Source organism: Paenibacillus sp. IHB B 3415 (assembly GCF_000802655.2).
Lineage (GTDB): Bacteria > Bacillota > Bacilli > Paenibacillales > Paenibacillaceae > Paenibacillus_AQ > Paenibacillus_AQ phytohabitans.
In genome coordinates, this window is record NZ_JUEI01000019.1 from 67259 (window position 1) to 84317 (window position 17059).

At 50.2% G+C, this 17059-nt stretch carries 17 protein-coding genes; 2 read left to right on the forward strand and 15 right to left on the reverse strand.

The features are described from left to right. Positions 1-240: 240 nt before the first annotated feature. The 13 genes from QW71_RS10520 to QW71_RS10570 all read right to left on the reverse strand — a co-directional run bounded on the left by QW71_RS10520 (position 241) and on the right by QW71_RS10570 (position 12222). Positions 241-1581 carry an ABC transporter substrate-binding protein gene (locus tag QW71_RS10520; protein ID WP_039297147.1) on the reverse strand — a complete coding sequence of 447 codons (1341 nt, stop codon included), beginning with the start codon at positions 1579-1581 and terminating at the stop codon, positions 241-243. 187 nt (positions 1582-1768) lie between these two features. Further along, positions 1769-3550, reverse strand: coding sequence for a sensor histidine kinase (locus QW71_RS10525; protein WP_039297149.1), 1782 nt, complete (start codon positions 3548-3550; stop codon positions 1769-1771). Between the two features lie 5 nt (positions 3551-3555). After that, a complete protein-coding gene (locus QW71_RS10530) occupies positions 3556-5154 on the reverse strand; it encodes a response regulator transcription factor (RefSeq protein ID WP_039297150.1) in 1599 nt (532 codons plus the stop codon). Between the two features lie 436 nt (positions 5155-5590). Then, positions 5591-6121: a hypothetical protein gene (locus QW71_RS37915; protein ID WP_052769970.1), complete on the reverse strand. Its 531-nt coding sequence runs from the start codon at positions 6119-6121 to the stop codon at positions 5591-5593. Then, complete coding sequence (locus tag QW71_RS37045; RefSeq protein WP_160311792.1) at positions 6103-6456, reverse strand: alpha/beta fold hydrolase; 354 nt, start codon at positions 6454-6456, stop codon at positions 6103-6105. The genes QW71_RS37915 and QW71_RS37045 overlap by 19 nt, the downstream gene beginning before the upstream one ends. A 54-nt stretch (positions 6457-6510) precedes the next feature. Continuing rightward, entirely contained in the window at positions 6511-6954 is a 444-nt protein-coding gene (locus QW71_RS10540) for a GNAT family N-acetyltransferase (RefSeq protein ID WP_039297151.1), read from the reverse strand. Between the two features lie 18 nt (positions 6955-6972). Further along, on the reverse strand, positions 6973-7560 hold the full coding sequence (locus tag QW71_RS37050) for a histidine phosphatase family protein (protein WP_052769972.1): 588 nt from the start codon (positions 7558-7560) through the stop codon (positions 6973-6975). 161 nt (positions 7561-7721) lie between these two features. Beyond that, complete coding sequence (locus QW71_RS40430) at positions 7722-7889, reverse strand: hypothetical protein (RefSeq protein ID WP_160311793.1); 168 nt, start codon at positions 7887-7889, stop codon at positions 7722-7724. A 63-nt stretch (positions 7890-7952) separates the two neighbouring features. Further along, on the reverse strand, positions 7953-8486 hold the full coding sequence (locus QW71_RS10550; RefSeq protein WP_039297152.1) for an AAA family ATPase: 534 nt from the start codon (positions 8484-8486) through the stop codon (positions 7953-7955). Beyond that, positions 8483-9415 (reverse strand): hypothetical protein, encoded by a 933-nt coding sequence (locus QW71_RS10555; RefSeq protein WP_152679736.1) that lies wholly within the window; start codon positions 9413-9415, stop codon positions 8483-8485. The genes QW71_RS10550 and QW71_RS10555 overlap by 4 nt, the downstream gene beginning before the upstream one ends. A 198-nt stretch (positions 9416-9613) precedes the next feature. Next, on the reverse strand, positions 9614-11020 hold the full coding sequence (locus tag QW71_RS10560; RefSeq protein WP_039297154.1) for an NAD-dependent malic enzyme: 1407 nt from the start codon (positions 11018-11020) through the stop codon (positions 9614-9616). A gap of 75 nt (positions 11021-11095) precedes the next feature. Next, on the reverse strand, positions 11096-11587 hold the full coding sequence (locus QW71_RS10565; protein ID WP_152679737.1) for a hypothetical protein: 492 nt from the start codon (positions 11585-11587) through the stop codon (positions 11096-11098). Between the two features lie 38 nt (positions 11588-11625). Then, entirely contained in the window at positions 11626-12222 is a 597-nt protein-coding gene (locus QW71_RS10570) for a TetR/AcrR family transcriptional regulator (RefSeq protein ID WP_039297157.1), read from the reverse strand. 120 nt (positions 12223-12342) lie between these two features. Between QW71_RS10570 and QW71_RS10575 the strand changes: the two genes are divergently transcribed. Beyond that, positions 12343-13338 (forward strand): acryloyl-CoA reductase, encoded by a 996-nt coding sequence (locus QW71_RS10575; protein WP_039297158.1) that lies wholly within the window; start codon positions 12343-12345, stop codon positions 13336-13338. 119 nt (positions 13339-13457) lie between these two features. Here QW71_RS10575 and QW71_RS10580 read toward each other — a convergent pair whose 3' ends face one another. Together QW71_RS10580 and QW71_RS10585 are read right to left on the reverse strand one after the other, a co-directional pair. After that, positions 13458-14255: a cupin domain-containing protein gene (locus tag QW71_RS10580; RefSeq protein ID WP_200905909.1), complete on the reverse strand. Its 798-nt coding sequence runs from the start codon at positions 14253-14255 to the stop codon at positions 13458-13460. Between the two features lie 120 nt (positions 14256-14375). Beyond that, positions 14376-15968, reverse strand: a complete 1593-nt coding sequence (locus QW71_RS10585) for a sensor domain-containing diguanylate cyclase (protein WP_039297159.1) — start codon at positions 15966-15968, stop codon at positions 14376-14378. Positions 15969-16139: 171 nt separating this feature from the next. Here QW71_RS10585 and QW71_RS10590 point away from each other — a divergent pair, with 171 nt between their 5' ends. Next, positions 16140-16997 carry an alpha/beta fold hydrolase gene (locus QW71_RS10590; protein WP_047013723.1) on the forward strand — a complete coding sequence of 286 codons (858 nt, stop codon included), beginning with the start codon at positions 16140-16142 and terminating at the stop codon, positions 16995-16997. Positions 16998-17059 lie beyond the last annotated feature (62 nt).

Here is a 17059-nt window from a genome sequence, read left to right on the forward strand (position 1 = left end):
AGCATATAAATTCTTATCTTTTAAAATAAACCCCGGACGCTGCCCCCATGGTATTCAAGTAGAAACGGCTTTGCCGTCCTTTTTTAGGACGGTACCGTTTCAGCGAGAAAGATAAGGATAATTTATGCGCGGAGCATATAAATTCTTATCTTTTAAAATAAACCCCGGACGCTGCCCCGCCCTCCTGAAAGCCCGGAAGCCGCAGGCCACGCCCAAGGTTTACCTGTGTGCAAGACTCAGCTATTTAATCTGTGATTCAGCCTGGGCCTGGGCATCGCTCAGCACACTGTCAATGTCCTTGCCGTTCAGATAGTTCTGCATTTCTACAATGAGGATGTCTTCAATTGCGTAAGTATTGATACCGTAATTGACACTTGGAATCTGCTCTGTCCAGGCGGCGAAATCCGATACAATCTTCTGGCCGCTGAAGAATTCATTGGCCTGGCTGTAAGCCTCTCCGCCCGCTGCCGCTTTGAAGGTACCGATAACACCGATGTCTGTGAGCAGCTTCTGATACATTTCCACATTGGAGCCGAAGGTCTTCGCCATGAAGTCAGCTGCAGTTTCCTTGCCGTCCACATTCATCACATACCATGAGCTTCCGCCGAGATTCGAGGCATGAACCGATTCATTCGCAGTCAGCTTGGGAAGCGGTGCGATCCCCCATTTACCGGATTGCGTAGCTTCAGCTGTGATCGATGGAGTGATCCAGTTGCCTGTCGGTACCGAAGCGACGTCCCCGCTGTTCAGAGCAGCTACGAACTGGCTCCAGTCCGCATGCACCTTAGCCACATTGGATTCCATAATTTGTTTATAGATTTCAAACGCTTCCTTCAGCGGCGCATTGCCGGCAATATTCGGCGTCTTGCCGTCTTCCTTCAGATACCATTCACCGGCGGATTGAATCATTACACGGATCAGTCCAAGGTCATTCGGGTCCAGTGTAATCAGCGCCTTGCCGGTCTTCTCTTTCACGGCTTTGCCGATTTCAATATATTTGTTCCAGTCAATATCCTGCAGATCGGCCAGCTTGTAGCCTGCCTGCTCCAGATAATCGGTTCTGACATAGAGTCCGGTTACGCCGGAGTCAAAAGGAATTCCGTACTGCTTGCCGTCCAGGCTGGTCGGACCGCTTTTGTAATCCGCGAAGTCAGAGCCTTTGATCGAGCCGCTCAGGTCGTAGAAGGAATCCTTATACGATTGCAGGAAGCTCTGGGAACGGTAGTCCTCAATCAGCACGATATTCGGCAGGCCTTTGGTTGTTCCAGAGTTCAGCCCAGTGTTCAGCTTCTGGATAATATCAGCCTGTGCATATTCTACAATGTTGATTTTTACATCAGGGTTGGTTTTGGCATATTCCGCTTTGGCCACTTCCAGTGCGGCAATATTGAATGCAGGGTCCCAGGCCCAAATTGTAATTTCTTTTGCCTGAGCAGGTTCTGTGGTTGCTGTGTTTCCGGCTGTTCCGGTGTCCGCAGCTGCATTCCCTGTGTTCTTGGAGCCGGAGTTAGAGTTCGAATTGGAGCTGCAGGCAGTAAGCATAAGCAGGCAAATCAGCAATAACGCAATGCCTTTTTTCATTTGTAATCCTCCCCTTTGATGCGCTTTTATGAGTTCCGCTTCCATGTAAGCGCTTATTTATTACATAAGTAATCTTATCACCCGCGTAAGAGGACCCGTTAGAACTTACTTTATAGGGATTTGTCATTTTATCGCCTCATTGTAAGCGCTACCTATCTGCAATTTGTTCTTTTTTTAGATAATGGTATTATTTTTGTCCCGGGATCAGCGGCAGGCGGATTCTAATGGCTGTCCCCTCACCTGGTACGCTTTTAATAGTAATCCCGTACTCTTCGCCGTACATCAGCACCAGCCGGTCATGCACATTCTTGATCCCAATCCCGGTGAACAGCTGGCGCTTGCTCGCAGGCCCCGACATGGAGAGATCGGCTTCTCCGGTATCCATACCGTCCCCATTGTCGACAACCTCACAGAGCAGGGAACCGGCATCCTGGGAGATGAGGATATGAATATATCCGCCGCTTTTCTTCGTAAACGCATGGAAAAAAGCATTCTCAATAAACGGCTGAATGATCAGCTTCGGCAGATGAAAGTCCATACAGTCCGGGGAGATGAAGAAATTCACTCTAATCCGTTCCCCGTAGCGCACATGGTTGATAAACACATAGGACTTCAGATTCTCCAGCTCCTGCGCTACCGTGATGCTCTCACTGACGTTACTCAGCGCATTCTGCAGCATCGAGATCAGGGCATGGATCGTGTGAACCGCCTTCTCTTGGCTGCCCTGCTGCACCAGGAAGTTGACCGAGGCCAGCGTATTATACAGAAAATGCGGGTTAATCTGATGCTGCAGGGCAGCCAGTTCGGCATTGCGCTGCTCCTTCTGTGTCTCGACCAGCTTCTCTACATAATCATTCAGCTCATCAAGCATATAGTTATAGGCATGTCCCAGCTCCTGAAATTCAAAGCTGCCGGTTACCGTAATGTAATTATGGAAGTTCCGCTGGGTAATCTTGGACATCTGCCGGGTTAGCAGGGTTAGCGACCGGGTCAGCCTTCTGAAGATCAGGAACACGACGATCAGGGCCACGATGACGATGGCTGAGCAGATCAGCACCACCATTTTACCGTTGACCATCTGGCCGAGGGCCGTCTTTTTATCAATCAGATTCACAATATAGAAATCATAGGAAGACAGATAATCCGCAATCAGAATGGAATCCGTGCCGCGGAAATCAACATTTTTGTAATCCAGCTGCTTCTCTTCGATCTCCTTGGCAAACTGCAGTAAATCCTCCGCCTGCTGGCCCATCAGATCACTGCGGTTGCTGGAGACAATGACTCCATCCCTGTTCAGAATCGCCACATCATTCCCCGTACTGACAAAGCTTGCATAGAAGGGGCGGAAATCCTGCTCATGAATGGTAAAATACAAGGTTCCGTAAATATCGCCCGTTGTGCGTTCCATGAGTGCTTTGCTGGCTACGATCACAGCCTCTTTCTGCGGGGAATCCTTACTGCTCTCCTCATAGAACTGGTACATTAGCCGTTTCGGCTCAGCCAGTGTATTGACCGTCAACTCATGCTGCCGGAGTTCATTGTCATTCATCAGCAGATTGTTCGTATTGGTGGAATAGCTGCGTCCGTTTTTGCCCATAATTTTGATCCCGACCTGGTAGGAGTCCAGAGTAGACTGGATTTTCTTCATCTGGGTCGTCATATTATAATAGGTCCGCAGCACCCGCAGGGAATTCGAGTCCTCTTCCGTCAGGAAGCTCTTAATTGTGCCGCTCAGCTGTGTGTTGTTGGTGGCAGTAACGATGGAATAATGAAACGATTCGAAGCTCGCCTTAATCTGGCTGATCACCTTGGTATTCGTAATGCTGAAGGTGTTCATGAACAGCTTCTCCGACATGCGGACGGTGGTCCATGAAGAAGCGATGGCTACAGCAATAATGCTGATCAGCATCACGATGAATATTTTGATGAACAGGCTGTGGAATTTGAAACGATCCCAATATCTGCGCATAGGCTCTACTCCTGTCCGTAATGCTGACGTCTGTAGCCGCTCGGGGACAAGCCGGTATATTTCTTGAACACCTTACAAAAATAGCTGTGATCCCCATATCCGACCATGCTGCTAATCTCGGAAATCGGTGCCTCGCCTGCCCGCAGCAATTCTGCCGCCTTGCCCGTACGGATCGTATTGAGATGCTCCTTGAATCCCTCCTGGTTATAGGTCGTGAACAGACTGGACAGGTAAGAAGGGTTGAAATGGAAATGACGGGCCAGCTCCGTAAGACTCAGCGGCTCGGCGTAGTGCTCCTCCATATACTGGAGCAGCTTGGCCATATTAGCATTGCTCCCTGGTGTCAGTGCTGCCGATGAGGTCAGCTCCATGACCCGGGCAAGAAAATGATCCAGAACCTGCACGGCCTCATCCGCAGAGCCTGCCTCATCTATGGCCCGGAACAGCCCGTATTTCCCTTCTTCCAGCTCTCCCAGATGGCTGAACTGATTCGTCACATTGAAGATAATATTGCCGAGGAAGGACTTGAACTGAAACACATCCCCGTCATATTGCCGGCTTAGCGCATCGACATGCTGATGCAGATCGCCGAACGCCTCCTCCAGCTGCTGGCGCTTCAGCTGCTCCGTGAACTGGGTCAGGTTGAATTTCGGCAGCTGTGCTTCCCGCTGCGGCAGCTCATCATGGACCAGCAGTACCTGATCCGGCAAAAAGAAGCGGTACTGCCGCAGCTTCAGAACACTCTCCTGGTAGACAGCAGCCAGTTCGCTGAGCGAACCGAAGCTCCGGGCCAGGGTCAGGCGCAGCTCAGGCTCTTGTCCGGCCAAGCCGTGGGCTAGCTTATTCACAGCCTGCAAGAGTGCCGGCCACTGCTCTTCCTGCAGGTTGACCAGGAGCAGTGCCGCATTCGGCTCGCCGCCAGGGATGATGCACTGCATCAGTCCTGGAACACTACGTTCCAGTTCCCCGGTTACAGCTGCGGTGATGGCTGTCAATGCGTCTGCGTCATTGTCTGCGTTATCGGCACCGGTATCACCGGCAGGTCCGGTCCGCCCGGTCTCCCAGCCGAGGAAGCTGAAGCAGTCCTGCGGAAGCTGCTGCTTCACGAACTCCTCGCCTTCAGGCTGCAGCCGGTAGCCTGAGATCATACGGCTGAGCAGGGCATCCAGCCGCTGGGGTGCCGCTTCCGGCTGAACTCCAGATGCTGCGGCACCCAGTCCCGGGATACGTTCCCGGGTCTTCTGCAGCACCTGGAGCAGCGAACCGGCTTCCAGCTTCGGCTTCAGAATATAATCGGCCACCCCATTCTGGAAGGTGGAGCGCACATAATGAAATTCACTGAAGCTGCTCAGCACGATTACCTCTGTAGCCGGATAATCCCGCTTCACTAGGCGTGTTAATTCCTCGCCGTCCATCACCGGCATCACAATATCGGTAATGATGATATGCGGCTGCAGGGTCTGCAGCGAATTCAGCGCTTCCTGCCCGTTGGCCGCTTCACCTACAATCTGAAATCCTTCGCGTTCCCAGTCCAGCACATATTTAATCCCCTGCCGGACCAGAATTTCATCGTCCACAATCAGCACTTTGCATATTTGATTCATAGTTGTCCCCCGCCTTCTGTAGTCATGACCACTGGTCCGCCACTCATGAAGGGATTATAAAGCGCTGTCATCGGGATGGTCAAACGGTAATTTTGGGGGGAGAGGTGATAAAGCACTCTGGAGAAGTATATTAAGGCTACTGCGGGGGATGAAATCTAGTACAAAGTATAGCTAAGCGGGATAATTGTATTTCATACAGTTAAAAACGAGGCAAAGCCGGATTTTCCAAGTATAACTGTATTCAGTACAACTAAAAGTAAGTAAAGTGCTTCCCTAAGAGAATAAGCAGACTTTTAGTTGTAGAGAATGCAACTAAATTACAATTGGAACCAAAAACCTTCTTTTTAGTTGTAGCAAATACAATTAAAGCTGGAACGTGTACGTCCCAGCTTTACTGAATAATCCATTTATGAATGATTCGAAGGCTTCATCGAATCTAAGTCAGAGATGTAGTTCTGAGGATCTCAACAATTGAATCAATAACAACCTGCGGGTTCTCAATATGTATGTTATGTCCGCTGCCCGATGCTTCAACCAGCTTCCCGTTGACTGACCAGTTCTTCAGATCATTTGCTGCTTCCAGGAGCTTCGCTCTAATTATTCTCTTTGTATCTTCTGAAGTCCCGGGATAGAATTCATTGACTACACCTGATTTGATAACGATTAAGGGAATATCTGTTGCGGGCAACTCCCTAACTTTCCGGTAACCATCCTGCACATTGGAGAATTCACTATGCATGGCCGCAATAGTCTTTTTTTGAAACGATGTCTTCCATAAAAGCGTCCGGGTCTGCTTTGAAAAGGGGCTAATGGTTGCAGAGAACCCGGGGAACTTTTTGAAACTCGAAAGAATCTTCAATACTCCGATCTTAGACAGTACTTTTAATACAGAATAGAACTTAACAGCCATAAGTTGTCCCTTAACATGTTCTTCCGGAAAACGGTCTGTTATTTCATCTTCATGCATGGAATCAACCAGCACAACCCTGCCACGAGCTGCGGATATTTCCCGGTAAACAGCCTTACATTTAATCCTCCATAGGAATGACCCACAAAAATATAAGGACCCTCAACTCCAGTTTGCAGCAGCAGCTCATAAAGCTCTGATATACACTGCTCATTGGTACGCGGGAACGGCCCTGGCTCACTCCATCCGTAACCTGCACGATCATATACGATGACTTGTGTAATCTTGGCAATTTCGGGGGCAACAAGCGACCATAACAAGGCAGATGAACCACAACCATGCTCAAATACTACGGGGGGCAGGCCCTTATTGTCACCTTCGATGATGTTATACAATTTATGATTTCCTACGCTTGTCAGCTTCCCTCTACTCGTTTGCACCTTATCCACCTAATGCGAGCTCAAATGCTTACGGTAGCCCTCCACCCGCTCTTCCTTGTAGCCCATCTTCTCATAAAAAACATGCGCTTCCTTCCGCTTCTCTCCCGACACGAAAATAATATAGTAGCAGTCCCGCTCGTGGGCGATGTCTTCGAGGGCGGTCATCAGTTTTTTGCCAATGCCCTGCAGGCGTGCACGCGAAGAAACCACTACATTCTCAATCACCATGAACGGGCGGCAATCCCCAACGAGGTCCTGGCAGACGATCCCCATCATAGAGCCCAGTAATTCCCCGTCTACAAAAGCACCCAATAATACATAACGGCTATCCTCCCGGATGGCCCGGAATGCCGTCTCCAGCTTCACCGGATCTGTCGGTCCGCCAATTAGCTCATGGTATAGTGTATTTAGCGATTCAAGCGATTCAATGCCGATTTCTTCGATTGTTACCATAGTCTGTGTGCCCCGCTTTCATATATTTGTGAATCCTTTAGTTCTTCTCATACAGATATAATTGCCCATTGCGCGGAAAAGACATCCGTTCAGCCTATAGCCCCTGCACCGGAGTTCCCTGTCCAGTACTTTCATGAACGCTCCATGGCTGACGATCAGCACACGTCCTTCCGGTGCAGCTGCTTCAGCTTCTGCCGCTAGAGAATCTATTACCATATGGGCACGCTGCAGAACAGCCGCTCTGCTCTCCGGTTGAGAGGGATGACCGGCAGTCCAGGACAAACGTGCAAGTACGAGCCAGCAGGAGACAGGCAGGCGCAGTCCGCTTAGCTTAAATTTACCTAAATGCAGGGCTGCTATACCAATTTCTCTTAGCTGCTCTGTATATACGAATTTTTGAGCATCAAAATAACTTGCCGTATATACCGCTCTCGCCTGATCACTGCACAGACAAATATCCCACTTTTGCATATTGCTCTTATGTCCCGGATGCTGAATAGGGGCTGTCTCATATCCCTGTATCCATAGATTGAACTGCTCCCCGGTCAGCCAGGTCCGCTCCGGCTTGTGCTGCACTCTGAAATGCCTAACCAGCCCTAAGCTCATTCCTCCGTAACCCTCTCTTTATTCATCATGGGCAGCCTCTCCTAATCAGTGACAACATCAACCTCTATGTAAATGACTAATCCCTTGTGGAATTAGCTCTTAATTGCCCTACTTATCATTTTTGAGTTCAAACTCCTCACTGTGACCGTCCCATTCCACATTTACTTTAATGACGGAATCCTCCCACTCAAATGCACCGGTTCCATCCCCTCCTGAATGCAGCATGTCGAGCCTAACGGGTCCTTCCTGAGTCCGACTGCCACCGCCGCTTGTCCCTTTAGCATAAGCATGACTCCGGGAAGCAGCAGCGCACGCACGATCTTCTTCATGTTTAGCCCTCTTTTCCATAGCTTATATTGTGAAAAAAAAGCCTGAACCGGTCATGCCGGGATTTACCGGGACATATAGTGCAGTACAGCCGCCACCCGTTCTTCCACTTGCATATCTCCTTCCAAACGCATAACATCACAATTCAGCCCGGCCAACCATTCCTCATGCAGCGCCCGGCTCCGGACCTCCGGCCCAGCCGTATCATAGAGCGCCGCCCACTCCATGAAGGTCTCGACATCATCATATTTGCTTCCCCCAGGCAGACCCTCATCGCCATAGCGCTGATATTCCCTCGCCCGTAAGCGTTCAAGCCGGAGCTGTTCAGGTATCCACAGGAAAATCACCAGATCAAAAGTATCGCGCAGCCCGTCTCCCCATCCGCAGACTGCACCGGACAGAATCCACGGCTCCTGTTGCTCCAAATCGGCCCGCAATCTGCTTAGACGCGCTGCAACCGGAGTTTGCTTACTATATTTCTGCTCCCAGAAATAATCGTCACTGTCCAGATGAACATGCGGAAGCCTTGCCGCGAGCGCCTTGCCAAGTGTGGTAGTCCCCGCTCCGGAAGCTCCCATAATATGAATTTTGCGGTTCATAGCGCCTCCCGAATAATTGAATAGATGTTTTCAATTGTATATTTTACCATGTTGATGTTGGTCCGAACATAAGAACAGCTATCCAGTATATATTTTTCAAGATCATTTTTGCTATTAATATATGTAATTGGAATATCACAGCTTTCGTATTCAACTACTTCTGAATTCTTCACTTTCATATGTTTTTGCTCTTTTCTCAAATATTCTACAAGCCGATCGAATTCCCCCTTATCTCCACTAGTATTTCTAAAATCGTAATTTAATAAAATGTTAGAATCATTTAATGAATATTTTTTCAGCGCCTGAAAGAAGCTGTTCATGTCTGCAAACTTTGCTGTATTGACAACCGGATCTGAGCTCCAATAGGTGTATAATGAAACGTTGAATTCTTTGTCTCTAAACATTTCAAGATATCCTGTCCATTCGTCAACATACTTTTTCGGTTCTTGCGCTAACGTTGAACTCCCCAAATTGTCTTCATTAAATGAACTCACTGTATAGAAGAACTCATCTCTATTAAAATAATGGGAGATAATCCGGTCGAATCCTCTTTGGACAGGGAGATCATCCCAGTAAAATCGCTCACTCCCCCCTATATAGGCTTTAGTTGAAAATATGATGTCCGGCTCAGCCTCCGAAGAGGCCTTCAGCGTTATCATTTGAAGAGGAGTGTTATAATTCACGGTTCCGCGCACTACCTTAAACGCTTCGCCATATTTGCTTTGGAGATACTGAATGGCAAGTTTACTTTCATGTCGATTGCTTACTTTGATCGTATCAATCAGCTGACTCAATCCCAAAATGAGGAAGGGCCCAATCATAATAAGCAGTATAATGCTTGCGCAGCCGTACTTTCCGAATCCCGCTTGTTTACCATCTTTAGAAACTCTTCTTTCTCTTACTCGATAGTTATTGTCATCGTTCATCATAGACCTCCATATGCAACAGCCAGCTGATTATTGATTATCAGACGAATGGTACCACAGGAATACCGAGGTATTTGTCGAAATTTGTTAATTTAACATAAACATCTCCGCAACCAACACAAAAAAGCCGCAAACCATAGTGGCCGCAGCTTCATTTGCCTTGCCAGTATTCAAGTCGCTGTCCGGGTAAGCACTCTCCGCTCAGTTAATATCCGGCGGAATACGCCGCGCTATGCCGGTAGCGATGGCTGCCTGGATAACAGCAAGACGTACCTGCTCCACTACCTTTTCGTTAAAAATACTCGGAATAATGTACTGCTCATTCCGCTCATCCGGATGGACAACTGCAGCGATGGCCTGTGCCGCCGCCAGCTTCATCTCCAGATTCACGGTCTTCGCCCGGCAGTCCAGCGCTCCGCGGAAGATCCCCGGGAAACAGAGCACGTTATTAATCTGGTTCGGATAATCGCTTCTTCCGGTAGCCAGCACGCGGACAAAAGGCTCAGCCAGCTCCGGTTCAATCTCCGGAATAGGGTTAGCCATAGCAAACACAATGCTGTCCGGGGCCATGGTCTGCAGATGCTTCACTTGAAGAATCCCTCCGCCGGAGACGCCGATGAATACATCCGCCCCGCGCATCGCTTCGTCAAGACCTCCGCTCACATTCTCCGGATTCGTAGCCTCGGCCAGCCAGCTCCATTCGGAGTTGGTGTAGGTTTCGTTCCGGTTCAGAATCCCTGCCCGGTCCACAGCGTATATCTGCTTCGCCCCTGCTGCCAGCAGCAGACGGCAGATCGACACACCAGCCGCACCGATGCCGACAACAACAATTCTGCAATCGGCTATAGCCTTGTCCACGACTTGGAGAGCATTCAGCAGACCGGCCAGCGCAACAACCGCTGTTCCGTGCTGATCATCATGGAAGACCGGGATGTCTAGCTCGGCTGACAGCCGCCGCTCAATCTCGAAGCAGCGCGGAGAGCTGATATCCTCCAGATTGATTCCGCCGAAGCCGGGAGCAACCGCTTTCACAATCCGGATGATTTCATCCGGGTCCTTCGTGTCCAGACACAGCGGAAAAGCATCAATGTCCGCCAGCTGCTTGAACAGCATGGCCTTCCCTTCCATCACCGGCATCGCCGCCTCCGGTCCGATATCGCCAAGCCCGAGCACTGCGGTGCCGTCGGTGACGACAGCTACCGTATTTCTTTTCATCGTCAGCGAATAGGCCTTTGCGGGATCTTCGGCAATCGCCATACAGACACGGGCCACACCAGGTGTGTAGACCAGGGACAGATCCTCCCGGTTCTTGATCGGCATCTTCGGAGTAATCTCAATTTTGCCTCCGAGATGGGCCAGGAAGGTCCGGTCGGAAACGTTAATGACTTTTATACCCGGCATATTCCTAAGCACACTTATAATCTCTTCATTGGCCGCATCCTGCACATTTACTGTAATATCCCGGGTTGTCACGTCCTTGCCGCCACGGATGACGTCTATCGCCACGATATCGCCGCCCGCAGACGCGAGCCTTGCTGCCACATCCCCGAAAGACGCTTCAGACTTGCGGATCTCCAGCCGGATAATCATCGTTGTTGCAATTGACATAGAATATGCCTCCCTCATCAGACGAATCTAAGTCCAATATACTACAGTTCACAGATTGTACATAATAATTCCTGCTCAATCCGAAACTTCCCAATTGTCCGCAAGCTTCAGCAGCTTGTCTGCCGCAGCATCTTCATCTCCGCCAAGTACTTTAGCCTCGATATAATAGGTTACAAGGTTATCCTCTGCGTGTTTGCCGGGACGCTGAATACATAACCAATAATAAATAACCTCAGGAGCAGGAAATACAGCACTCCCTCCCTGTGTGAACTTGATCAGCTGCCCTTCTCCTGCAGGAATCGTGACTGGTTTCTTCCACAATATCTCCGAATGATTATAGATACTGATGTAGCCGTCGGGTTGACTCTGATGGCCAAGCGACAGCTCCATTTGATCCAGAGTTAGCACGTCCATTCCCTGCAAATATTTCGCCGGTTCTTCATTGCCAAGCCGCAGCCTGTGTACTGCAGGGCCAGAATCAGACCACACATACAGATACAGTGCTCCCCCGCCCAGAACAAGACAGACCACAGCTATAAGTATGATATTTCGCCATTTCCTCCCCAAATGCTATCCACCTTTCTCCGGTTTCTGCATATTCCCCTCTACACACTGAGCACCTTCATAATTGCCGTGTAACAGGAATCCTTGAATACCTCATGCAGCTCGTCCTTATCGGCCATCAGCCACTGGATCAGGCAGCCGTCAATAATCGCCCGGATCACCGGGCTAGTCTTCTCTGGCGACAGCTCTTTGGAGAAAATACCTTCCTGCTGCCCGAGTGTCAGCACCTCCGAACTAATTCCCGCACAGCTGTCATAGAAACGCTGATTAATCTCCCGGTACACCGGAATGCGGCTGGCCCGCGCCAGGAAATCCAGATAGACACGGTAAAAGGCACGGTTCTGCGCCGGACCCGGAAATGCAGACCCGATATATGCCGTCAGCTTCCCCGTTGCGGTTTGCTGTTCCCCCACAGCGGCCTGCTCCTTGGCAGAGATTCTGCCGGTCAGCCATTCCAGCAGTTCAACCAGCACGGCTTCCTTGCTCTCGAAATAATAATGGACGACTCCCTTGCTGACCTCCGCATGATCGGCGATCGTCTGCAGGGTTACAGCATCGTAGCCCCGCTCGGACAATGCCCGAAACGCAGCGTGCAGGATCTGCTTGCGCTTCTCTTCAGACTTCTTGTAACGTACCATAGGACCTCCGCGAATAAAGAATAATGTGTATTATATCATAGTCAATAAAAAGTTGACCGGTCAGAATAAATATTATATAACAGATGTACAAATAGAGTTCGGTTAAGGAGAAAATAAGATATGACTAACCTTTTTCAAGCTTTGGTAATAGATAAGACTGACACTTTCTCTGTAGAGGTCAAGCCGCTGTCACTCGAAGACCTGCCGGCCGGTGAAGTCCTAATTAAGGTAGCCTATTCCAGTGTAAACTATAAAGATGGATTAGCGGGCATCCCGGATGGCAACATTGTGCGAAATTATCCGTTTGTCCCCGGCATAGATCTGTCTGGAACCGTGGTCTCTTCTGCCGACAGCCGTTTCCAGGAAGGCCAGTCCGTTATTGCCACCAGCTATGGCATCGGCGTATCGCACTTCGGCGGCTTCAGTGAATATGCACGTATTCCGGCGGATTGGGTTATTCCCTTGCCGGAGAGCTTAACTTTACGGGAAGCGATGATCTACGGAACGGCCGGATTCACAGCTGCAATGTCTATTGAAGCGCTGGAAGCTCACGGACTAACTCCGGATAACGGAAAAGTGCTCGTCACCGGTGCAACCGGAGGTGTCGGAGGTGCTGCTGTGGCCATTCTGGCGAAGCAAGGCTACCAGGTAACCGCCAGCACTGGCAGAACAGCTGAAGCCGGATATCTGCAAGCCTTGGGCGCAGCTGAAGTGATCTCCCGCGAAGATGTAGCCGGCAGCACAGTTAAGCCGCTCGACAAGCAGCTGTGGCAGGCTGCTGTAGATTCTGTAGGAGGCACACCGCTGGCGGCTGTGCTGAGCAAAATCGCATACGGCGGTGCAGTTGCCGCAAGCGGCTTAACTGCAGGAACCGCCATTCCAACAACGGTATTGCCGTTCATCCTGCGCGGAGTCAGCCTGCTTGGCATCGATTCCGTCTCCTGCCCTGCGGAGAAACGGGCGAAGCTGTGGCAGCGTATGGCTAACGACGACATGAAGCCTGCCGTACTGGAGGAACTGGTGGACCGCGAGATTACCCTGAAGGAGCTGCCTGCTGCACTTCAGGATATTCTGAAGTCGAATACCCGTGGCCGCGTGCTTGTCCGCCTGTCCTAATTTCCAAAATTCCCCGGCGCTGCTCCCTTGTTAATTTTTCAGTTTAATATATATAACAAAACGGCAGTGTATTCTGAATCCTCAGAATTCGTTGCCGTCTTCTTTCATTCCCTGTTCTGTTATTCGATTCCCGCTTCATTCACGGCATTTCCCGCATTCGGATTGAACTGGACATACGGATGCTGGCGGTAAGGCTGGGCATACGGCTGGGTATAGTAGCCATGGACCGGCATAGGCTGGTATCCAAAAGGCTGCGGAGCCGGCTGATAACTATACGGCGCCATATTCGCATTTGCCATCATCGGAGCCATGTTGGCATGAGCCATATGGGTTCCTTTCATATTCCCGGCAGCCGCTTGCGAGGGATCGCAACAATCTGCTGGCGGGCCAATGAAGGTCTGGGGCTTAACGGGAGCCAGCGCTTCCTTAACCAGTGCTTCATTCAAACAGTACGTATGAGCCAGGACATTGGCCGGTGTCTTGCTCAGAATATCCGAGCCCAGAATGACCTCCGGCGTCGGCGCATTGAATATAGCCAGCAGATGGGTACAATCCACCGTTGCCACTTCATAATGCCACCAGCCCTGCGGCACATTGGCTACCTGGCCCGGTGATATGGGGAAATGCAGCAGCTCATTTGTGAACGGGTTGATCAGAGATACCACCGCACAGCCGGATATACAATACACCAGCTCTGCAGCATTTTGATGATAATGCGGTTCTACCACATTGGATTTGCTGAGATAAATATCCAGCAGCGAGGTGTTCTCCAGTGTGTTCAAGTTTTTGATGCCGAGCACGTTGATATAATTGCAGTCATCCTTTTTAAACAACGTGTTGCCATTCATATCAAAGGTAAACTGTGTATTAGGTGACGTGTAATCCATATAAGAGGTCACGCGAATCATTCCTTTCATCGGGGCCGTTTTTTATCGTTCTGAGGTAGGATATGTATCCGCCAATGCCCAGGTGACGATTAATTTCAGCTGCAGAGAGGAACCTAAAAAGCACCCCCATGATGGAGATGCTCCTTTTCCTTATTCGCGGGCAATCACGGTCCGGTTCCGGCCGGTATGCTTCGCAGTATATAAAGCTTCATCCGCCTTCCCCAGCAGCTCTTCGCGCGTACGGCCATTCGTAGGATAATGGGCAATCCCTTGGGAAGAGGTCACTTGCATCGGCAAGGGGACCTTGCTTTTCTCGAGCGTCTGGCGGATTCGTTCGGCCACATTGTAGGCATCCTCGGGTCTGGTCCGCGGGAGCAGCAGTACAAATTCCTCTCCCCCGTAACGGGCACACACATCACCCGGGCGGATATTTGCGGTAAGAACTTCAGCGACCTGTCTCAGCACCTCATCCCCGGCCAGATGACCGTAAGTATCGTTAACGAATTTGAATTTGTCCACATCCAGAACAATGACGGAAAAAGGTACCCGGGCGGCAATCCATTGGCTCATGCTCAGGTCCAGGGATCTGCGGTTCGTAAGTCCTGTCAGCAGGTCCGTCATCGCTTCCTGGGTTAGCTGGTTCGTCTGCTTCTGGATGTCCGTCCAGGCAATGACCACCGCTTTGGTCAGCAGGTCCACCTCCCGGTTCCAGTGGGGCTTCAGATCAGGAAGCTCAACATTCTCTTTGCCGATTCGGTTCACCAGGTCAGCAAGCACTACAAACGGCTTCGCCAGCCGGTGAGCCAGCACAAATACGCACAGCAGCAGGATCACAAATGGAATCACGGTATACGATACAATTTTGCGCAGATGGGCCAGCAGCTGATCCTTGATGACTTTGACCGGTGATACCACAACAACACCCCAGCCGTTAGCCGGAACTGCCGAATACCCTGCGAGCATCAATACGCCCTTGGTATTGCGCCCCATCATTTCCCCGCTCTTCCCTTGCATCATCCGCTGCACAACCTCGTTGTCACTTACATCCTCGTTCATTCGTGTTTTGTCGGGATGGAAGAGCAGATGCCCTTCCGAGCTGACAATATAGTAATAGGAACCCGATTCATCGACGGTATTGTTCCCGAATATCATGTTCAGGATATTGTAATCCTGGAGATAGACTGTACCCCCGAGCTGACCCAGATATTGTTTGTCCTGGTTATACAGCGGTTCACTCATGAAAAAAAGAATTCTGCCGGTCGTGGACGAAGTATAGGACGGTGACAGGTACTCATTCTTCAACCGCAGCGCTTCCAGCACCGGAGGTGACATAATCTGCTTGCCTATCATTCCAAGGGCAGACGGTGAATTATTCAGCACCTTCCCTTCGGCATCTACCCGGATGATTGAATTAAAGTAATTGCTGCTGTTGCGCATTAAATCAAGATATTCATCTATAGCTTCCGGCCCTGCTGACTCCATGCCGGAGATTTTGTCGGCACCATAAATCAAGCTGCTGCGCATTGAAAGGATAAGCGAATCCACCGTTTTGCTCATTCTGTCTGCATTGGAGTAATTCAGACTAAGCGTGGTAGCCATCAGGGATTTCTTCTTGGATTGGTAAGAGCCAACAAACAGAATCGTTGTTGTGAGCAGAAACACCATGGTCACCAGGGCCATGAGCAGCAATGTTAGACTGAGTTTCCTTTTAGGTTTATGTTCTGCTCCTTTTGGTGTAGGCATTCCTCAACCTCCTTGTCTGCCTGAGCCCATATGGTTTAATTATATACGATTGGGAAATGGAGTACACAACCAGTTTGAGTTCCATTTTCTTCCCTGAAATTACATCTTTACGCTAGGATCCGGGCATCCTGTCTATTAGGTTCGATCACATTGCAGGAGGCCAGAGTCGATATGAATAATCAACGAATCAGAAAAGCGCTAACCGGGACGGTTGCCCTGCTCTTCCTTCTCGCATTACTGCCGTTCCACCCTTCACCCGCAGGAGCAGCGGCAAAAGGTACGCCGGGAGATCAGCAAAACTTAACCTTCGTGCTTGTCCACGGTGCATGGGTGGATGCCAGCTTCTGGGATGAAACGGCGGCAGAACTCCGCAAAATGGGCCATACCGTCTATACTCCGGAATATGCGGGTCACGGCGGGGACAAGAATACCATGGTCACGCACGAACAGGTAACGAAGTCCGTAGCGGATTTCATTAAGCAGAAGGATCTGCATGATATTATTTTACTCGGACACAGCTTTGGCGGTTCTGTTGTACAGAAGACCGCTGAGCTGGTTCCGGACCGGGTTAAACGGCTTGTGTTCTTTGATGCTTTTGTACCGCTGGACGGGCAGAGTGTGGCCGACCAGTTCCCCGCTCCGGTGCAGCTGCTGTTCGAGGGATTACTGAAAGCCTCCGGAAACAATACGATTATGCTCCCTTACCCCTTATTCCGTGATGTGTTTGTGAATACAGCTACTACTGAAGAAGCACAGGCTTTGTATAAAAAAGTCATTCCCGAGCCTGCCGGTCCGGCTTTTCAGAAGTTGGATCTGAAGAAGTTCTACAGTCTCGATCTTCCCAAAAGCTATCTGTTCCTGACCGAGGATATGGTCCTGCCGCAAGGTGCTGCGGGAGGCTTGCATCCGGGTCAATCCGGCCACCTGGGTATGTTCCGCTATATAGAGGGAACCGGGGATCATCTGACTACTGTGCATACCGAGCCTGCGGCCATTGCCGGCAAAATCATCCAGGCCAGCCGAGAGTAGATTTCATTAGAATACCGTATGATGCAGAGATAACGAACAACCGAAAAAGAGCAGATGGAAGG